We start from the raw sequence: 17,176 nt of genomic DNA on the forward strand, positions 1-17,176 counted from the left end.
TTGCCGCGCCGTCATGCGAGAATCCCCCGCAACGACAACTCCAAGCGACGATCGCGGCGGCCGTCCGCGCATCGCGCCGACTCCCGATGGCTGCCATCCTGTCTACCTCGACCGCAGTCGATGCCCGCGCGCTGACCGATGCGCAGCAGGCACTGCTCGCGCGTCTGCACGCCTATTCCCTCGACGATCCGACCGCGCCGCTGCCGTACAGCTGGCGCCTGGCCGAAGCCGAAGGCTGGTCGCATGCGCATGCGCTGGCCGTGATCGACGAATACAAGCGCTTCGCGTTCCTCGCGCAGGCAGCCGGACACCCGGTCACACCGTCGCACGCCGTCGACGCCGCCTGGCACCTGCACCTCCAATACACCCGCGAATACTGGGACGTGTTCTGCGCGGACGTGCTGCGCGCGCCGCTGCATCACGTGCCGGGCGCGGGCGCGCCCGACGAGGCCGCGCAGTACGCGCGACAGTACCGGCAGACGCTCGACAGCTACCGCAGGCTGTTCGGCTGCGAGCCGCCCGAAGCGATCTGGCCGCGCCCCGTGACCGAGCCGGACGTGCCCGCCGACGCCCCGGTGCAGCGCGCAGCACCGCGCGACGACCCGTCGAGCGAGCCTGCCGCGCGCCCGCGACGCTGGCGACGCATCGCGAAGTTCGCGTGGCCGACGGCGGCGATCAGCGTCGCGGCGACCTGCGCGAGCGCGAGCGATTTCAATGTGCTGGACTTCTCGGGGCCGGACTTTCTCGGGTTGTTCTACGTGCCGCTCTGCGTCGCCGCGCTGCTGCTGATCGCCGGCCTGCAGTGGATCGAATACCGCCATCGTGCGTGGGGAACGCGCGCCCCCGAATCGGCGCCCGACCTGAGCGCGGAGGAAGCGGCGTATCTCGCGGGCGGCGGTGCGCGGATGGCGCAGGTCGCGATGCTGTCGCTCGCGCATGCCGGTGCGATCGAGCTGCGGATGAGCAAGGGCCACGACGCGCGGGTGCGGATCGGCGATCCGCTACACGCAGGCGCGTATGGCGCCGACTGGGAATGGCTGAGGCGGCAACCCGGCGGCGAGACGAGCTGCCACGCGTTTCGTCAGCGTCTCGCGTGGCGCGAAGCCGACTGCGCCGCAGCGTTGCAGCGCAAAGGCTGGCTCTGGGCGCCGGGCGAGATGCGGGCGACGCGGATGGCCGCGCGCGCGATCCTGCTGCTCGTGTTCGGCGCGGGCGCGGCGAAGCTCGCGGTCGGCCTGAGCCGCGGCCGGCCCGTGCTGTTGCTGATGATTGTCATGGCGGCGTTCATGGTCGCGTACCACTTCATGGTCGAACGCCTGCCCGGCGTCGGGTGCGGCGGCATGACGCGCGGCGGCGAGGCGGCGCTCGACGCGCACCGCGACCAACGCCGGGGAGACCGCGCGACGCCGGACGGGCTCCTGTGGACGGCCGCGCTGTTCGGCGCCGGCGCGCTCGCCGGCACTGTGTGGGCCGCGCATTCGAAAGTGCTGATGGCGCCGCCGCCCGTTGCCGTGAATACCGGCGGGTCGAGCGGTTCGTTCGACTCGGGCGCCGGAGACAGCAGCAGTTCGAGTTCGTGCAGTTCGTCGAGCTCATGCAGCTCGAGCAGTTGCGGCGGCTGTTCGAGCAACTGAGCACAGCGCACGCTGCCGGGATAGCGCGCCGGGCCGCCAGCGTCAGGCAGGCGGCACGGCGCGCGCCGACTTACGCGATCTCGGCATCGGCGGGCGTGCATGCCAGCGCGGCATGCCCGTCGCCCGCCTCGACGATCAGCGTCCAGTCGAACGCCGGCAGTGCGCAGACCTGCTCGACGGTGGCCGCGTACTCGTGCGCGGGCGCGTGCAGGTAGCGCACCTTGTCGGTCCATTCGGGCAGCGGCGCCTGCGACGAGGTCACCACGACCGCCAGCAGATCCTGCTCCGGCCGCCGTGCGATTTCCTGCAGGCTCAGCCGGACCTTGTCGAGGTCGCCGTCGGCGTCCAGGATCAGCGCGCCGGGGATCGGCACATCGGGGCGGCCGGGCGGGTTGCCGATCGCGCCCTTGTCGATGCACTGCTGATACACATGGCGATAGCGCGGCAGCGCCTGCTGCAGCGCGTGATGCTTGCGGACCTTCGCCTGCGCCGTGCGCGCGAGCCCGCGACGCAGCGCCGGGTTCGCGATCAGCCGGTCGAGCGCGTCGACCCACGCCTGCGGCGCATCCGGGGCCAGCAGGCCGTCGCAGCCGTCGTGCAGCGCGAAGCGATAGGCCGGCCGGTCGCTGACGATCGAGGCGATGCCGGCCGCCGCGTATTCCTGCCACTGGATCGTGCTCGTACCGGCGTTGTAGTCGTGGTCGGCGAGCGGCAGCAGCGCGATGTCCCAGCGCCGTTCCGGCAGGCGTTGCGCGTGCGTGTCGTAGTCGTGAAGCTCGGGCTCGCACCCGGCGGCCGGGTGGCCGGCCCAGCCCGGCGGGACGTCCGCGCCGACGAAACTCACCCTGACCTTGCCGGGATGGCGCGCGCAGATCGCGTGCAGCGCCGCGTCGACGAGCGCGAAGTTGTCGGCGCGCAGCGACGCGCCGGCGATGCCGATCGTCACGCAGTCGTCGCCGCGCGCCGTCACGGGCCGGTAGAACCGGTCGAAGTCCACGCTGTCGGGCAGCACGTGAACACGCGGGTGCGACAGCCGGTAGCGGCTGGCGATGAACGGCGTGGATACGATCACGGCGTCCGCGTTGCGCAGCACGAGCTCGATCCCCGCGCGGGCCATCCCGCCTTGCGCGGCGAGCGGATGCGCGGCCGGCAGGTCGGTCAGCAGGTCGTCGGTCTCGTAGATCACCGGCTTTTCATGCTTGAAGATCGTGTACAGGTCGTTGCCCGTCAGCATGCCGGGCGTCAGCCGGTGCAGCAGGATGGCGTCGGCCGTGGCCAGCACGCTGCTGTCGATCTGGCCGTCCCGGATGCCCGGAACGAGTTCCCATTCGTCGTTCAGCAGACCGAACGGCAGCGTGAGGCGAATTCGCGACGACGCGGATGCGTCCGGGTCGATCGAATACACGATCAGGCGCTTGCGGCGCGGTGCGGCGTCCGCAGTCGCGGCGACGGGCGCCAGCGTCCGGTTCTCCGCCAGCAGCCGCGCGTACAGCGCACCGTGGCGCGCGGCATTGCGGCCGATGTCGTGCTGCGCGCGGATCGCATCCTGCGCGGCCGCGACGAGTTGCGCACGGGTGTGCGGATGCTCGATCAGGTGCGCGATCGCGTCGATCCACGCGTCGGCGGTGTCGGCGACGATCCAGGCCGTGCTGCCGTGGACAACCGGGCCGCCTTGCGCCGGCGTGGCGACGAGCACCGTGGCCGCGCCGGCCGCCGAGCATTCGAGCCATGCGCGCGGCGGCGCATCGTCGTGCAATGTGACCGGCGCCGCGACCAGTGCGATGTCGAGGTCCGCGCGCTTCAGCGCGTCGGCGTAGCTACCGTAAGGGGCAGGCTCCGCGATCAGCGTGACGTCCGGTTCGCGGTCCCAGCCGGCCGGCAGCGCCGCGCCGACGAACGACACCCGGAGCTGCCCCGGAAACCGGCGGCGGAGCTCGGCCAGCGCGTGGCGGACCTGCTCGAGACGCGCGCCGTCGAGCCCGGTGCCGGAAACCGCGAGATTCACGTGGTCGCGCACGCCGGGCGCCGCGCGGTGCAGACGCTCGAGATCGACGCCGGTCGGCAGCGCGTGGACCGAGGCGTTGACATGACGGTACTCCCGCACCAGCGCTTCCGACGGCACGACGATCGCATGCGAACGCTGCACGGCGCTGCGGATGCCCGCCTTGCGGCGCGCGTTGTCGGCCGCGCCGGGGAGGTCGGCGAGCAGCGTGTCGAGCGGCACGTCGATGTCGAGGACGACCGGTTTGCCGAGCGAGAACAGGTGTTCCAGGGTGGCGGCGGACAGCAGGCCCGGCGTGTCGCCCTGCAGCACGATCAGGTTCGCGCGCTGCAGCGCGTCGGGATCGATGCCGGCTGGCGTGACCGGGAACGTCAGCGCCCATTCGCGGTCCAGCCGCGCGAACGGCTGCGCGAAGCGCAGGCTGGTGCGCGCGTGATCGGCCGGTTCGGCGGTGACGACCGCGATGCAAGAACGCGATGTGGACGCGGGCTGTCCCTGGGCGGCGGCGCCCGTCGCGACGGCCTGCACATCCAGCTTGTCCGCGTGGGCCTGGGTCCGCTCGACGAAGTGCTGCAACTGCTGCCAGAACGTCTCCTCTTCCTTCAGGTAGACGCTGCGCGCTTCGTGAACGGTGGCCTTTGCGTGGGCGATCTCGTGTTCGTCGAGCCCCCATGCGATGCCCTTGCCGTCCATCACCCACCGCGTCGGCTCCGACAGCGACGCGTCGTTCATGATGCACACGACCGGGCAGCCGCACAGCAGCGCTTCGAACACGGCGGTGGACCATTCGTACGTGTACAAGCACTCGACCTGTCGGAACAGCGCCGCGAGTTCGTGCGCCGAACGTTCCGGCACGCGGGTCGAGATTTCGATCGACTCGGCGGTGACCGGATGCAGCGTGCCGCCGCGCCGCAGATGGCGATTGATGAAGACGGCCGTGCCGTTGCGGCGGGCGTTGTCGACACCGTCGCTGTTGAAGATGCGCGTGTCGACCAGCGGCATGCGCAGCAGGTCCGCCTGCCATTCTTCGGGCACGAGCGACGGCCCGAACGTGAAGACGAGGTCGTCCGGCTGTAGCGTGATCGGTTCGCCGTTGATGCGGCCGGGCTCGGCCAGCAGGTAGCGCACGACGCAGCGCGCGTTGAGCGGGTTGCCGGTGACGACGTCCGGGTAGACGACGATCGGGCTGCGGTTCGCGCGGGCATGCATCTGTGCGATGTCGTTGGTCAGCGGCGGTGTGCGCAGCTCGGGATGCACGACCGCCGTGCAGACGTACGCTTCGTGGCCGAGCTGGTTCAGCACGTGGCACAGGTAGTGCATCGCGCGGATCCCGCCGGAGGTTTGCCGGAAATTCGGCGCGAGTATGTAGTACGGGTGGTCGAGTCGCGTAAAGATGCGCGAACCGCCGTGCGCCACGCCAGGTGTGGGAGTCGTCATCGTTATCGGGTGCGGTAGAAATCGAAGACCACGTCGAGGATGCGATCCTGTTCGGCTTCGGTCATGTCGTGGTACAGCGGTAGCCGGACGAGCCGGTCGGCGACGAGGTCCGTCACCGTCATGCCGGACCCGCAGCGCCCGTAGCGCTGGCCGGCCGGCGAACTGTGCAGCGGCACGTAGTGGAACACCGCGTTCACGCCCACCGCGCGGATCTGCTGCAGCAGCGCGGTGCGCTCGGCGAGGTCGCGTGCGAGGAAATAGAACATGTGGCCGTTGCCGCGCTCGGCGAGCGAAATCGCGGGCAGCTCGAGCAGCCCGTCCGCGTGCAGCGGCTGCAGCGCGTCCTGGTAGCGCTGCACGGTCGCGCGCCGCTGCGCGGTGATCACGTCCGCGTGCTCGAACTGCGCGTACAGGAATGCCGCGATCAGCTCGCCCGGCAGGAACGACGAGCCGACGTCGACCCAGGTGTACTTGTCGACCTGCCCGCGGAAGAACTGACTGCGGTTGGTGCCCTTCTCGCGGATGATCTCCGCGCGCTCGACGAGGCGCGGGTCGTTGACCAGCAGCGCGCCGCCTTCGCCCGAGATCACGTTCTTGGTCTCGTGGAAGCTGAGGCACGCGAGGTGGCCGAGGCTGCCGAGCGGCTTGCCGTTCCACGTCGACTGCAGCGCCTGGGCGGCGTCCTCGATCACCCACAGGTCGTGGTCGGCCGCGAGCTGCCCGATCACGTCCATGTCGCAGGCGACGCCCGCATAGTGCACCGGCACGATCGCGCGCGTGCGCCGGGTGATCGCGGAGGCGATCTGCGTCTCGTCGAGATTCAGCGTGTCGCGGCGGATGTCGACGAACACCGGCGTCGCGCCGCGCAGCACGAACGCGTTGGCGGTCGACACGAACGTGTAGGACGGCATGATCACTTCGTCGCCGGGCTGCACGTCGGCGAGGATCGCGGCCATCTCGAGCGCGGCCGTGCACGAGTGCGTGAGCAGCGCGCGCTGGCAGCCGATGCGCGCTTCGAGCCAGCGGTGGCAGAGCTTCGTGAACGCCTGATCGCCGGCGAGGCCGCCCTGCTCGACCGCTTTCGCGATGTAGTAGAGCTCCTTGCCGACCACGAACGGGCGGCCGAACGGAATGCAGTCGAGATTGGGTGGGCCGAACATGGTCAGGCTCCGCATCAAGGGGTGGGACGTCCGGCCGCGCGGCTCGCGCGCGGCGCCGCTCAAATGTCCTTGCGGACGAGAATCGTGAATTCGTACAGCCCGTAGTCGTGCAGCAGCGCGACGTGGCGCGAATAGCGGCGCTTGCAGCGATCGAACAGCGCGCACGGGTCCGCGTAGTACAGGAGGTCCGGGCGCATGAACGGCGGATCGGAATACGACGTCAGGCAGTTGAACGAGAAGCCCAGTCGGCTCGTCGCGTGCAGCGTGTCGAGCGTCGCGTGGATGTAGTCGAGCCACGCGTCGTCGCCGTGACCGCGCCTGACGTTGAAGATGCCGGATGCGATCCCGTAGTCCGACGCGGCCTGCGGCACCGCGCCGACATGAAACGCGACGTTCGCGTCGTCGCGGTAGCGCTGCCGCGCGGCGTCGACCATGTCGGACGAGATGTCGTAGCCCGCATACGCGAAGCCGTCCGGCAGCGCGCGCGCCTTCAGGAAATCGACCAGCGCGCCGTAGCCGCAGCCGATGTCGTTCACCGAATGGCCGCCGGACGCGGGCAGGATCTTCGTCAGTTGTTCGAAGCGCAGGAACTGGCCGGCTTCGCCGTTCCAGTCGACGCCGCGCGCGGTCGCGCCGTGCTCCGCCAGCCGCGCGCTGTAGTACGCGGCCACTTCTTCCAGCAGGCTCGCATGCGGGGATTCGCTCATGGACATCGCCTCAGTCTTTCGAGGTCAGCGCGTACCGGCGCGCTTCGGGACCGCAGTTGAACAGCACGTCGAGCACCGTCACGCCGTGGACGAAGTCGCCCCACTGCTGCGGATACTCGGGATAGGTCGGATAGTCGAACCAGCGCACCGCGACGCCGGCATCGGCGAACAGGTTTTCGTCGAGGTAGCTGCGCGCGGCCGGGCCGGACAGGTACTCGGTCGCGCCCACCTGCACGCACAGGTTCAGCAGCTTCTCGGTGCGGTCGCCGTGCAGCGCGTAGTCCGACGTCGACGACACGCGCGTGCCGATCTCCAGTTGCCGGAGGACCCACGTCAGCATCGCGACATTCAGCTCGCTCAGCATCCCGTAGGTGCGGCCGGTGTAGAGCGCTTCGAGCTCGTCCGCATAGCGGGCGAAGTGCGGCGCGCGCGCGTAGTTCTGCTGCAGGGCCTTCCAGTGCAGCGGCGCCCAGTCGGCGCCGTCGATCTCGGTTTCGCGGATCGACTGGTGATACTTGCCCTTCACCTTCACCGGCACGCTCAGCCATTGCACGCCCTGCGGCGTCTTGATCTGGTTGCGGTTGCGCCAGTCGCGGCGCGTGTACTGCGCGTCGTCGTAGAGGATGAACTCGTCGCTGGCGGCGATCAGGTCGAAGTAGCCCTTCCACGGAATGTAGTTGGACTGGACGATCGCCACCCGCTTCGCGTCGCGGTTCATGGTCGCACCGCTCATGCCGGAATGTGGCCGTACCGGTACATGTCGACGAGCTCGGGCGGAATGCCCCAGTCCGTCGCGCCCAGCTTGTCGTGCAGCGCCTCGAGATCCGAACGGATCGCGTTCTGGAGCTGTTCGACCATGCGGTTGCGCGCCGGCACGAAGTCGTGCTGGTACGCGGCGTTGATCTGATGGCGTACCGTCTTCGCGATCGCGGCCTCGCGCGTCATGTTGCGGATCAGCTTGCGTTCGGGCGCGAGTTCCGCGTAGCGCGGATCGATCGGCTCGCCGCGCATCGCCGCGACGAGATCGCGGCACAGCACCGGCGACAGGTGGAAGCCGTCACGCTTGGTGCCGCCGAGAATCCACAGGTCGCGCACGCTGGTTTCGCCGAACAGCGGATACAGGTCGGACGTTGTCGGCCGCCAGCCGACGTTGACGTTGAGCAGGTTCGCGCGCGAGAAGCGGGTGTTGATCTGGTCCATCGCGGACTTCAGCAGCGTGTACGCGCTGCCGGCGTGGCCGTGGTCGTGCGGCACCGGGCTGATGTAGTTGCTGGCGCCGACGAGGGTCCGGTCAGGCCCATGCGGCGCCGAATACACGCCGCACGCGAGGCCGCGGTTGGTCGTGCGCACGCAGTGTGTGTGCACGTTCTCCGCGCTCTGCAGTTCGATCGACATGCCGATGCCGTAGAACATCCGCTGCACCGGCAGCTCGGGCAGGCTCGCCTGCAGCACGCGCGTCACGTTGGCGCCGTTGCAGAGGATGAAGCGGTCCGCGCCGAGCACGCTGCCATCGGACAGGCGCGCCCCGGTGACGCGTCCGGCCGCGGTGTCGAGCCGCTCGACCTCGGCGTCGATGAAGCGCACGTTGCCGGCTTGCGCGACCGACTCGGTCAGCGCGTCGAGAAACTGTTTCGGATTGACCCAGCCTTCGCGCTTCAGGAAGACGGCCTTCAGCGCGCGATAGCGCGGGTCCGGATGATAGTTCGGGATGCCTGACGGATCGACTGCCTCGCAGGGCTCCTCGAATTCGCGACAGAACCGCTGCATGGCCGCGAAGTTCTCGTCGTCGAGCGCGTCGGTCGCCGCGTTGTTCAGCACGAAGGTGCCGAAGCCGTACGCGATCGCGCGCGCCGGCGTGCAGATTTCGGCGAATACGGCGGGCCAGGCCGCCGTCGCGCCGCGGCTCAGCTCGAACTTGAAGCGGTCGATCGGCGTGCCGAGCGAATCGCCTTCCAGCTCGGTGAACGAATTGAGCATCGCCGCCGCGGCGCGCGTGGCCGAGCCGGGCCGATGCGCGTGGCCGACGATCACGAGCTCGACGCCCGGGTCCGCCCGCTGCCATGCGCGGGCCGTCATCAGGCCGAGAATGCCGTTGCCGAGGATCGCGATTTTCATTTGCGTGTGCCTCCACCCTCGGGGAATGACAGGTAGCACAGCGACGGATAGGCCGCCGCCTTGTGGATCTGGTGCGGACGATTGCCGAGCAGGTCGCGCAGGTAATGGATGCCTTCCGCGGGCAGCTGGCCGCCGCGGGTGAGCTGCCAGAACGCGACGATGCCGCCGGGCACCAGCCGCTCCATCACCGCGTCGAACGCGTGTCGGGTCGGCTCGATCACGTTCAGGTCGAACCACGCGAGCGCGACCATCTCGCCGGGATGCGCTTCGCCGAATGCCGCCAGCGTGTCGCGACAGTCGCCTTCCCACACGTGGTGCTTGTCATGCACGTGCCCCATCGCGTTGCTGCGCTCGTGCAGGTTCAGCAGCTTGCGCAGCAGGTCGGCGTACTCGCCGGACAGCGAGTACGTGCCGTCGGAGAACAGCTTGCGGTCGCGCGTGTCGTGCTCGGCGAAGCCCGTGTAGCCGGTGAACGTATCGAATGCGTGGATGCGGCGCTGGAAGTTCAGCGGCTCGAGAATCGCGCGGAAGTTCTCGCACAGCACGGCGGTCTGCCCGCGCCACGTGCCGAGATCGAGGATCGCGCCCGGCAGCGGCACGATTTTTTGATAGATCTCGAAGGTCGCGAGAATGCGTGCGAGGAGCGAGCCGCGCACGAACAGGCCGAGCGACCGTTCCAGTTCCTCGCGCGTCGCGGGGTAGGTCTGCATCAGGTCGAACAGTTCGCGGCGCGCCGCGAGCTGATCGCCATCTGCGTTGGTGATGATCGCTGATTCGTGCATACACAGGGCTCCAGGCACAAAGGGTGTGACCGGACGAGCGCGCGTCGGCGCGGCGGCATCGGAATGCGCAACCGTTCGAGCGTCGCAGGTCGGTCATCTTTCTGCGATCAAGTCTAGCGAGCGCCGCCAGGATCGAATGTCGGATTAGCGGGTGGTTTCACCCCGCATTTCGATGGATTCGCGGGTGTCCGGCGCGCATTCAGGGCGGCCGCGGGGTGCGGCTCGCAGTCGCGGGAATTGCGACCAATTCCAGCACCTGCTCGCCCGATTGGAACGCGGCGTGCGCGGGGAGAATTCGGACACGTCGGAGACCGTCGGTGCGTGCGTCCGCGAGCGAAGGCGTGCGCCGACGCAGCGGTGCCGGCCGCGATTCGAATCCCGTATTGGCTACCAGGACGACCTAAGCATCATGATGCCCACCTCCCCCGCCGCCGCCACGATCGAACAGGCGCTGGCGCACCATCAGGCCGACCGGCTGGAAGAGGCCGAGACGCTGTACCGGCGGATCCTCGACACCGATCCCCGGCACGCGGACGCGCTTCACCTCCTCGGCCTGATCGGCCATCAGTACGGGCGCTATCGTGAGGCATCCGACCTGATCATGGCGGCGATCGAGGTCAAGCCCGATGCGATCTATTACTACAACCTCGGCAACGTGATGCAGGCGGACAACCGTCACGCCGCCGCCGCCGAGTGCTTCCGGCTCGCCATCGAGCTGCGACCCGATTACGTCGATGCGTACAACAACCGCGGCAACGCGCTGCGGCTCGCCGGCGACGCCCGCGCGGCCGTCGATGCGTTCTGCCAGGCCATCGCGCTGAAGCCGGACAACGGCCAGGCCTACAACAACCTTGCGAATGCGCTGTTCGACCTGAACGAGATTCCGGCCGCGCTCGAGGCTTACCGGCACGCGGTCGCGCTGCGCCCCGAACTGCCGGAGCCGCGCAGCAACCTGCTGTTCGCGAGCCACTGCAGCGAAGCGTTCGACCACGACGCTTATCTCGCCGAGGCCGCGCGCTATGACGAAGTCGTCACGCGGGGCGCGACGCCGTGGACGGACTGGCTCGTCGACCTGACCGCCCGCGCCGGGCGACCGCTGAAGGTCGGCATCGTGTCGGGCGACCTGAAGGCGCATCCGGTCGGCTATTTCATCGAGAGCATGCTGAAGCATCTCGACCCGAACCGGATCGAGATGCATGCGTACCCGACGCGCGACGTCGAGGACGACGTGACCGCCCGCCTCAAGCCGGCCTTCGCGACGTGGACCTGCATTGCCGGCCTGAGCGACGAAGCGGCGGCCGCGCGTATCCGCGCGGACCGCATCGACGTGCTGCTCGACGCGGCGGGCCACACGGTCCACAACCGCCTGCCGCTGTTCGCGTGGAAGCCGGCGCCGCTGCAGGCGAGCTGGCCCGGTTATTTCGCGAGCACCGGCGTGCGCGCGATCGACTATGTGATCGGCGACCGTCACGTGCTGCCGCCCGCCGAGGCCGCGCATTTCACCGAGCGGCCGTGGTATCTGCCGGACAGCTATCTGTGCTTCACGCCGCCGGCCGAGCCTGTCGACGTCGGCGCGCTGCCGATGCTCGCGAACGGCCATCCGACCTTCGGCTATTTCGGCAAGCTCGCGAAGATCACCGATCGCGTCGTCGCGGTCTGGTCGCGCGTGCTGCAATCGGTCGCGGGCGCGAAGCTGTTCGTGAAGGCGGAGCATCTCGACGATCCACGCGAGCAGCAGGCGCTTGCCGCGCGCTTCGCGGCGCACGGCATCGACGCGCGGCGCCTGATCCTCGAAGGCCGCTCGCCGCGCGCCGAGTACCTGGCCGCGTACCGGCGCGTCGACCTGATGCTGAGCCCGTTCCCGTATCCGGGCGGCACGACGACTGCCGAAGCGCTGTGGATGGGCGTGCCCGTGCTGTGCCGGCGCGGCGAGCGCTTCCTGTCGCACATCGCCGAGAGCCTGCTGCATGCGGCGCGGCTGCCCGAGTGGATCGCGGACGACGATGACACATATGTTGCGCAGGCCGTCGCGCGGGTCGGCCAGCCTGACGAGCTGGCGGCGCTGCGCACGACGCTGCGCGCGCAGGTGCTCGCGTCGCCGCTGTGCGACGCGCCCCGCTTCGCGCGCCACTTCGAGGACGCACTGCACGGCATGTGGGCGCAGCACGTCGAAGCCGCGCCGGGCGCCTCCGTGTGAGGCCGCTCACGACGTGACGCGCGTGGGCATTTCCACGCCGGTGGCAAGCGGAACATCGCGCCCCTCGCGCTGAACACCGCGCCGGCCGACGTGATCGTCATCCCGGCCGGGTGGCGCGTGCGCGACACCGTCGTCGGAATGGCGCGCGATGGGACGGCGGCATCGGCCGTGACGATCGGGCACGGCCGCCGGCTGATCGACTTCGGACGCGAACCGCATCCCTATTGAGCAGAGCAGACGAGATGGACGGAACAGGACAGGCATTGCAGGCGGCGCTCGCGCATCATCAGGCCGGGCGTCTCGCGGAAGCGAAGACGCTGTACGACACGATCCTCACCGCGCAGCCGGGCCAGCCGGATGCGCTGCATTTCCTCGGGTTGCTGGCGTGCCAGCTGAAGCAGTACGACGCGGGGCTCGCACTGATGGAGCAATCGCTCGTCGCGCGGCCGGACGCGTCGTACTTCAACAACCTGGGCAACATGCTGCGCGAAAGCGGCCGGCTCGACGACGCCATCACGCACTACCGTCGCGCGGTGGCGCTGCGGCCGGATTACCCGGAGGCGCACAACAACCTCGGCAACGCGTTGCGCGACGCGCGCGAGCCGACGGCTGCCATGGTGAGCTGCGCACGCGCGATCGAGCTGCGGCCCGATTATGCGCAGGCGTACAACAACCTCGGCAACGCGCTGCAGGATCTGGGCGACCTTGACGGCGCCGCCACGCATTACGGCCGCGCGATCGAGCTGGACCCGTCGATGGCGATGGCCCACGCGAACCTGAGCGCCGTGCGTCACAAGCAACTGCGCTGCGCGGAAGCGCTCACGCATGCGCAGGACGCGATCCGGCTCGCGCCGAACCTCGCCGAAGCGCACAACCACGCGGGCAACGCGTATCACGGACTGGATCGGCTCGACGCGGCGCAGGCGAGCCATCGCACGGCCGTCACGCTGAATCCGGCGGACGCCGGCGCGTGCCACAACCTGTCCGTCGTGCTGCTGAAGCTGCAGCGGCTCGACGAGGCGCTCGTGTATTGCCGGCAGGCGTTGCAGGCCGGCCCGCCGGCCGTGTTGATGCACGTCAATCTCGGCGACATCCTGCGCGCGCAGGGCAATGTCGATGCCGCGGTCCACGCGTATCGCGATGCGCTTGCGCTGGTGCGCGACGACGCCGACGACGTCGCGGCGACCGTGCTGAACCGGTTGCTGTTCAGCGCGGCGGCGTCCGCTTGCGTGAACCCCGCCGACTACCTGGCCGACGCGCGGCGCTACGGCCGGCACCTGGCCGCGCGTTCGACGCGCTTTACGCACGATCCGCGCGAGCGGGCCGCGCGCGCGCGGGGGCGGCCACTGCGTGTCGGCTTCGTGTCCGGCGACCTGCGCCTGCATCCGGTCGGCATCTTCCTGGAAAGCGTGCTGGCGCACCTCGGGCGCACGCGCATCGACCTGCGCGTGTACGTGACCACGGACGTGGAGGACGCGATCACCGCGAAACTGAAGCCGCACGCGAGCGGCTGGCGCTCGATCGCCGCGCTGGGTCCGGACGCGGCCGCGCGAATGATTCACGACGACGAAATCGACGTCCTCGTCGACCTCGCGGGTCATACGCAGTCGAGCGGGTTGGCCGTGTTCGGCTGGAAACCCGCGCCGGTACAGGCGAGCTGGCTGGGCTTTTTCGCGTCGACCGGCTGCGATGCCATCGATTACTTCATCGGCGACCGCTACACGCTGCCGGACGCCGAAGCGCATCACTTCGTCGAGCAGCCATGGCGGCTGCCGGACAGCTTCCTGTGCTTCACGCCGCCGGCCTGCGACGTCGAGGTCGGCCCGCTGCCGATGGCGGCGAGCAGCCGTCCGACGTTCGGTTGCTTCGGCCAGCTCGTGAAGGTCGGCGACGACGTCGTGCGCGCGTGGTCGCGCATCCTGCACGCGCTGCCGGACGCGCGGCTGCTGCTCAAGGCGCACGAACTCGGCCGCGAGGGCGTGCGCGACGCGACCGCCGCGCGCTTCGCGCGGCATGGCATCGACGCGGAGCGGCTGATTCTCGAAGGCGGTTCGCCGCGCGCGGAATACTTCGGCGCCTATAACCGCATCGACGTCGCGCTGAGCCCGTTCCCTTACCCGGGCGGCACGACCTCCGCCGAAGCGCTGTGGATGGGCGTGCCGGTGCTCGGCGTGAAGGGCAGCCGGTTCGTTACGCACATCTGCGAGAGCGTGCTGCACGCGGCGGGCATGGGCGAATGGGTTGCTGACGGCGAGGACGCCTACGTCGCGAAGGCGATCGCGGCGGTGCGCGATCGCGAGCAGCTGGCGACGCTGCGCGCCGGGCTGCGCGCGCAGCTGCTCGCGTCGCCGCTGTGCGACGCGCGCCGGTTCGCCGCGCATCTCGAAGCGGCGTTCATCGGCATGTGGCAACGCTATACGAACTCGGAACACGAAGCATGAACGATATCCACGACACGCTGCAGGCGGCGCTGGCGCATCACCAGGCAGGGCGTCTCGCCGAAGCGAAGACGCTGTACGACGCGATCCTCACCGCGCAGCCGGGCCAGCCGGATGCGCTGCATTTCCTCGGGCTGCTGGCGTGCCAGCTGAAGCAGTACGACGCGGGGCTCGCACTGATGGAGCAATCGCTCGTCGCGCGGCCGGACGCGTCGTACTTCAACAACCTGGGCAACATGCTGCGCGAAAGCGGCCGGCTCGATGACGCGATCGCGCACTATCGTCGCGCGGTGGGGCTACGGCCGGACTATCCGGAAGCGCACAACAACCTCGGCAACGCGTTGCGCGACGCGCGCGAACCGACGGCTGCGATGCAGAGCTGTGCGCGCGCGATCGAGCTGCGGCCCGGTTACGCGGAGGCATACAACAACCTCGGCAACGCGCTGCAGGATCTGGGCGAGCACGAAGCGGCGGCCGCGAGCTACGCCAAGGCGGTCGCACACCAGCCGCAGTACGCGGATGCGTACTGCAATCTCGGCAACGCGCTGCATGCGCAGGAGAAATTCGACGATGCCGCGGAGGCCTATCGTCGCGCCATCGCGCTGCAACCGGGCTTCCGCGTCGCGCACCAGGGACTGAGCGAGACGCTGCGCGCGGCAGGTGATCTGCGGGGTGCGGTCGACCATGCGCGCGAGGGGCTCGATCCGGGCGACGCGGACGCGCACTGCGTACTGGCCAGGCTGCTGCAGCGCATCGGCGATTTCGACAAGGCGCTCGAACTGCTCGAGCAGGCGGTCGCGATCGACCCTGCGCATGCACGGGCATGGGCGTGGCTCGGCGATGTGCGCAACCAGCAGGGCGAATACGGGCAGGCGGTGCAGGTGTGCCGGCGTGCGATCGAGCTTGATCCCGAACTGGCCGACGCATACAACTTCCTTGGCTTCGCGTATCACAACCTCAACTTGCTGGCCGCCGCGGAGTTGAGCCACCGGCATGCGATCGACCTGAACCCGGACGATGCCGACGCGCATCACAACCTCGCCGCCGCGCTGTTTCGGCTCGAGAAGCTCGACGAGGCGATGAAGCACACCGAGATCGCGCGGGAGCTCGGCATCGATCCGCTGAAGGTCCAGATGACGCTCGGCGACATCCTGTGGGCGAAAGGCGATCTCGCCGGCGCGCTGGACGCATTCCGCACGGCGATCCGGTTCGACCTGCATCGCGCGTACTCGCGGATGCTGTTCAACATGTCGAGTTCGCCCGCGTTCGATCCGCAGGAGTGGGTCGCCGAAGCGCGCCGCTACGGCGAGCATCTCGAGCGCGACGCGCGTCCGTTCGAGCACGACCGCGCGCAGCGCGTCGCGCAGGCGCAGGGGCGGCCGCTACGCGTCGGCTTCGTGTCGGGCGACCTGCGCCAGCACCCGGTCGGCATCTTCCTGGAAAGCGTGCTTGCGCGGATCGACCGGTCGCGCATCGAGCCGCACGCCTATGTGACGTTCGTCGGCGAGGACGATGTGACCACGCGGCTCCGGCCGAACTTCGCGAGCTGGAAGAAGGTGGTCAGCCTGGGCCGCGAGGAGGCCGCGCAACTGATTCGCGACGACGGCATCGACATCCTGATCGATATGGCAGGCCATACCAACTGGAGCGGCCTGCCGATCTTCGGGCACAAGCCCGCGCCGGTGCAGGCGAGCTGGCTTGGTTTCTTCGCGACGACCGGTTGCCGCGCGATCGACTATTTCATCGGCGATGCGCACACGCTACCGGCCGACGAGGCGCATCACTTCACCGAACGGCCGTGGCGGCTGCCGGACAGCTACCTGTGCTTCACGCCGCCGCCGTACGATGTCGCGGTCGGCCCGCTGCCGATGGCGGCTCATGGCGGCATCACGTTCGGCTGTTTCGGCAAGCTGATCAAGATCAGCGACGAGGTCGTCGCGCTGTGGTCGCGCATCCTGCACGCGCTGCCGGACGCGCGCCTGCTGCTGAAGGCCCATGAGCTCGGCGCCGGCGACGTGAACCAGGCGACGCTCGACCGCTTCGCGCGGCACGGCATCGGCGCGGAGCGGCTGATTCTCGAAGGCGGTTCGCCGCGTGCGGAGTACTTCGCCGCATACAACCGCATCGACATCGCGCTGAGCCCGTTCCCGTACCCGGGCGGCACGACCACGGCCGAAGCGCTGTGGATGGGCGTGCCGGTGCTCGGGATGAAGGGCGGCCGGTTCGTCACGCACATTTGCGAAAGTCTGCTGCACGCGGCGGGCATGGGCGAATGGATCGCGGAAGACGAGGCGGCGTACCTCGCGAAGGCCGTCGCGTTCGCGCGTGACTGCGACGGGCTGGCGACGCTGCGTGCAACGCTGCGCGAGCGCGCGCTCGCGTCGCCGCTGTGCGACGCGTCGCGCTTCGCGCGCAACCTGGAGGACGCGCTGCACGGCATGTGGGCCTGCTACGCGTCCGGCGAGACGGCGCCCGGGGGCGCGTGACGAGCAGGATCGCGCCACGGCTGGAAGCCGCGCTCGCGCATCATCGGGCCGGCCGCCCGAGATGATTGACGCGGCCGTAGCCGGCGCGATCCGGCTCGCGCTGCCGCCCGTCGGCGAAAAAAAAGCCGCATTGAAGCGGCTCGACGGTACGGCGACAACGGTCCGCTCGACTGGCGGCGTCTTTTAATTCGACCTGCGCGGCGGGCGCGACGCCCGGC

General features: G+C 69.4%; 10 protein-coding genes. 4 read left to right on the forward strand and 6 right to left on the reverse strand.

Translation table 11 applies throughout. The features are described from left to right. Positions 1–86 precede the first annotated feature (86 nt). A complete protein-coding gene (locus CFB41_RS00830) occupies positions 87–1,634 on the forward strand; it encodes a TIGR04222 domain-containing membrane protein (RefSeq protein WP_089455374.1) in 1,548 nt (515 codons plus the stop codon). A gap of 70 nt (positions 1,635–1,704) precedes the next feature. Here CFB41_RS00830 and CFB41_RS00835 read toward each other — a convergent pair whose 3' ends face one another. Genes CFB41_RS00835 through CFB41_RS00860 form a run of 6 tightly spaced genes read right to left on the reverse strand, consistent with a single transcriptional unit; the run spans position 1,705 to position 9,837 of the window. Further along, positions 1,705–5,073 (reverse strand): glycosyltransferase, encoded by a 3,369-nt coding sequence (locus tag CFB41_RS00835; RefSeq protein ID WP_089455375.1) that lies wholly within the window; start codon positions 5,071–5,073, stop codon positions 1,705–1,707. Positions 5,074–5,075: 2 nt separating this feature from the next. Beyond that, positions 5,076–6,233, reverse strand: coding sequence for a dTDP-4-amino-4,6-dideoxygalactose transaminase (gene rffA / locus CFB41_RS00840; protein WP_089455442.1), 1,158 nt, complete (start codon positions 6,231–6,233; stop codon positions 5,076–5,078). A gap of 59 nt (positions 6,234–6,292) precedes the next feature. Next, positions 6,293–6,940, reverse strand: a complete 648-nt coding sequence (locus CFB41_RS00845) for a class I SAM-dependent methyltransferase (protein WP_089438961.1) — start codon at positions 6,938–6,940, stop codon at positions 6,293–6,295. Between the two features lie 10 nt (positions 6,941–6,950). Further along, positions 6,951–7,673, reverse strand: a complete 723-nt coding sequence (locus tag CFB41_RS00850) for a WbqC family protein (protein WP_089455376.1) — start codon at positions 7,671–7,673, stop codon at positions 6,951–6,953. Next, positions 7,670–9,055: an FAD-binding oxidoreductase gene (locus tag CFB41_RS00855; RefSeq protein ID WP_089455377.1), complete on the reverse strand. Its 1,386-nt coding sequence runs from the start codon at positions 9,053–9,055 to the stop codon at positions 7,670–7,672. Before CFB41_RS00855 ends, CFB41_RS00850 begins: the two co-directional genes overlap by 4 nt. Next, on the reverse strand, positions 9,052–9,837 hold the full coding sequence (locus CFB41_RS00860; RefSeq protein ID WP_089455378.1) for a TylF/MycF/NovP-related O-methyltransferase: 786 nt from the start codon (positions 9,835–9,837) through the stop codon (positions 9,052–9,054). Before CFB41_RS00860 ends, CFB41_RS00855 begins: the two co-directional genes overlap by 4 nt. A gap of 409 nt (positions 9,838–10,246) precedes the next feature. Here CFB41_RS00860 and CFB41_RS00865 point away from each other — a divergent pair, with 409 nt between their 5' ends. The 3 genes from CFB41_RS00865 (at position 10,247) to CFB41_RS00875 (ending at position 16,958) form a co-directional block, all read left to right on the forward strand. Next, the gene (locus tag CFB41_RS00865; RefSeq protein ID WP_089455379.1) at positions 10,247–12,034 is read left to right on the forward strand and encodes a tetratricopeptide repeat protein; all 1,788 of its coding nucleotides are present in this window, start codon (positions 10,247–10,249) and stop codon (positions 12,032–12,034) included. Between the two features lie 242 nt (positions 12,035–12,276). Further along, positions 12,277–14,475, forward strand: coding sequence for a tetratricopeptide repeat protein (locus CFB41_RS00870; protein ID WP_089455380.1), 2,199 nt, complete (start codon positions 12,277–12,279; stop codon positions 14,473–14,475). Then, complete coding sequence (locus CFB41_RS00875) at positions 14,472–16,958, forward strand: tetratricopeptide repeat protein (RefSeq protein WP_089455381.1); 2,487 nt, start codon at positions 14,472–14,474, stop codon at positions 16,956–16,958. Before CFB41_RS00870 ends, CFB41_RS00875 begins: the two co-directional genes overlap by 4 nt. Positions 16,959–17,176: the final 218 nt, after the last annotated feature.

The organism is Burkholderia sp. AU33803, from assembly GCF_002223095.1.
Lineage (GTDB): Bacteria > Pseudomonadota > Gammaproteobacteria > Burkholderiales > Burkholderiaceae > Burkholderia.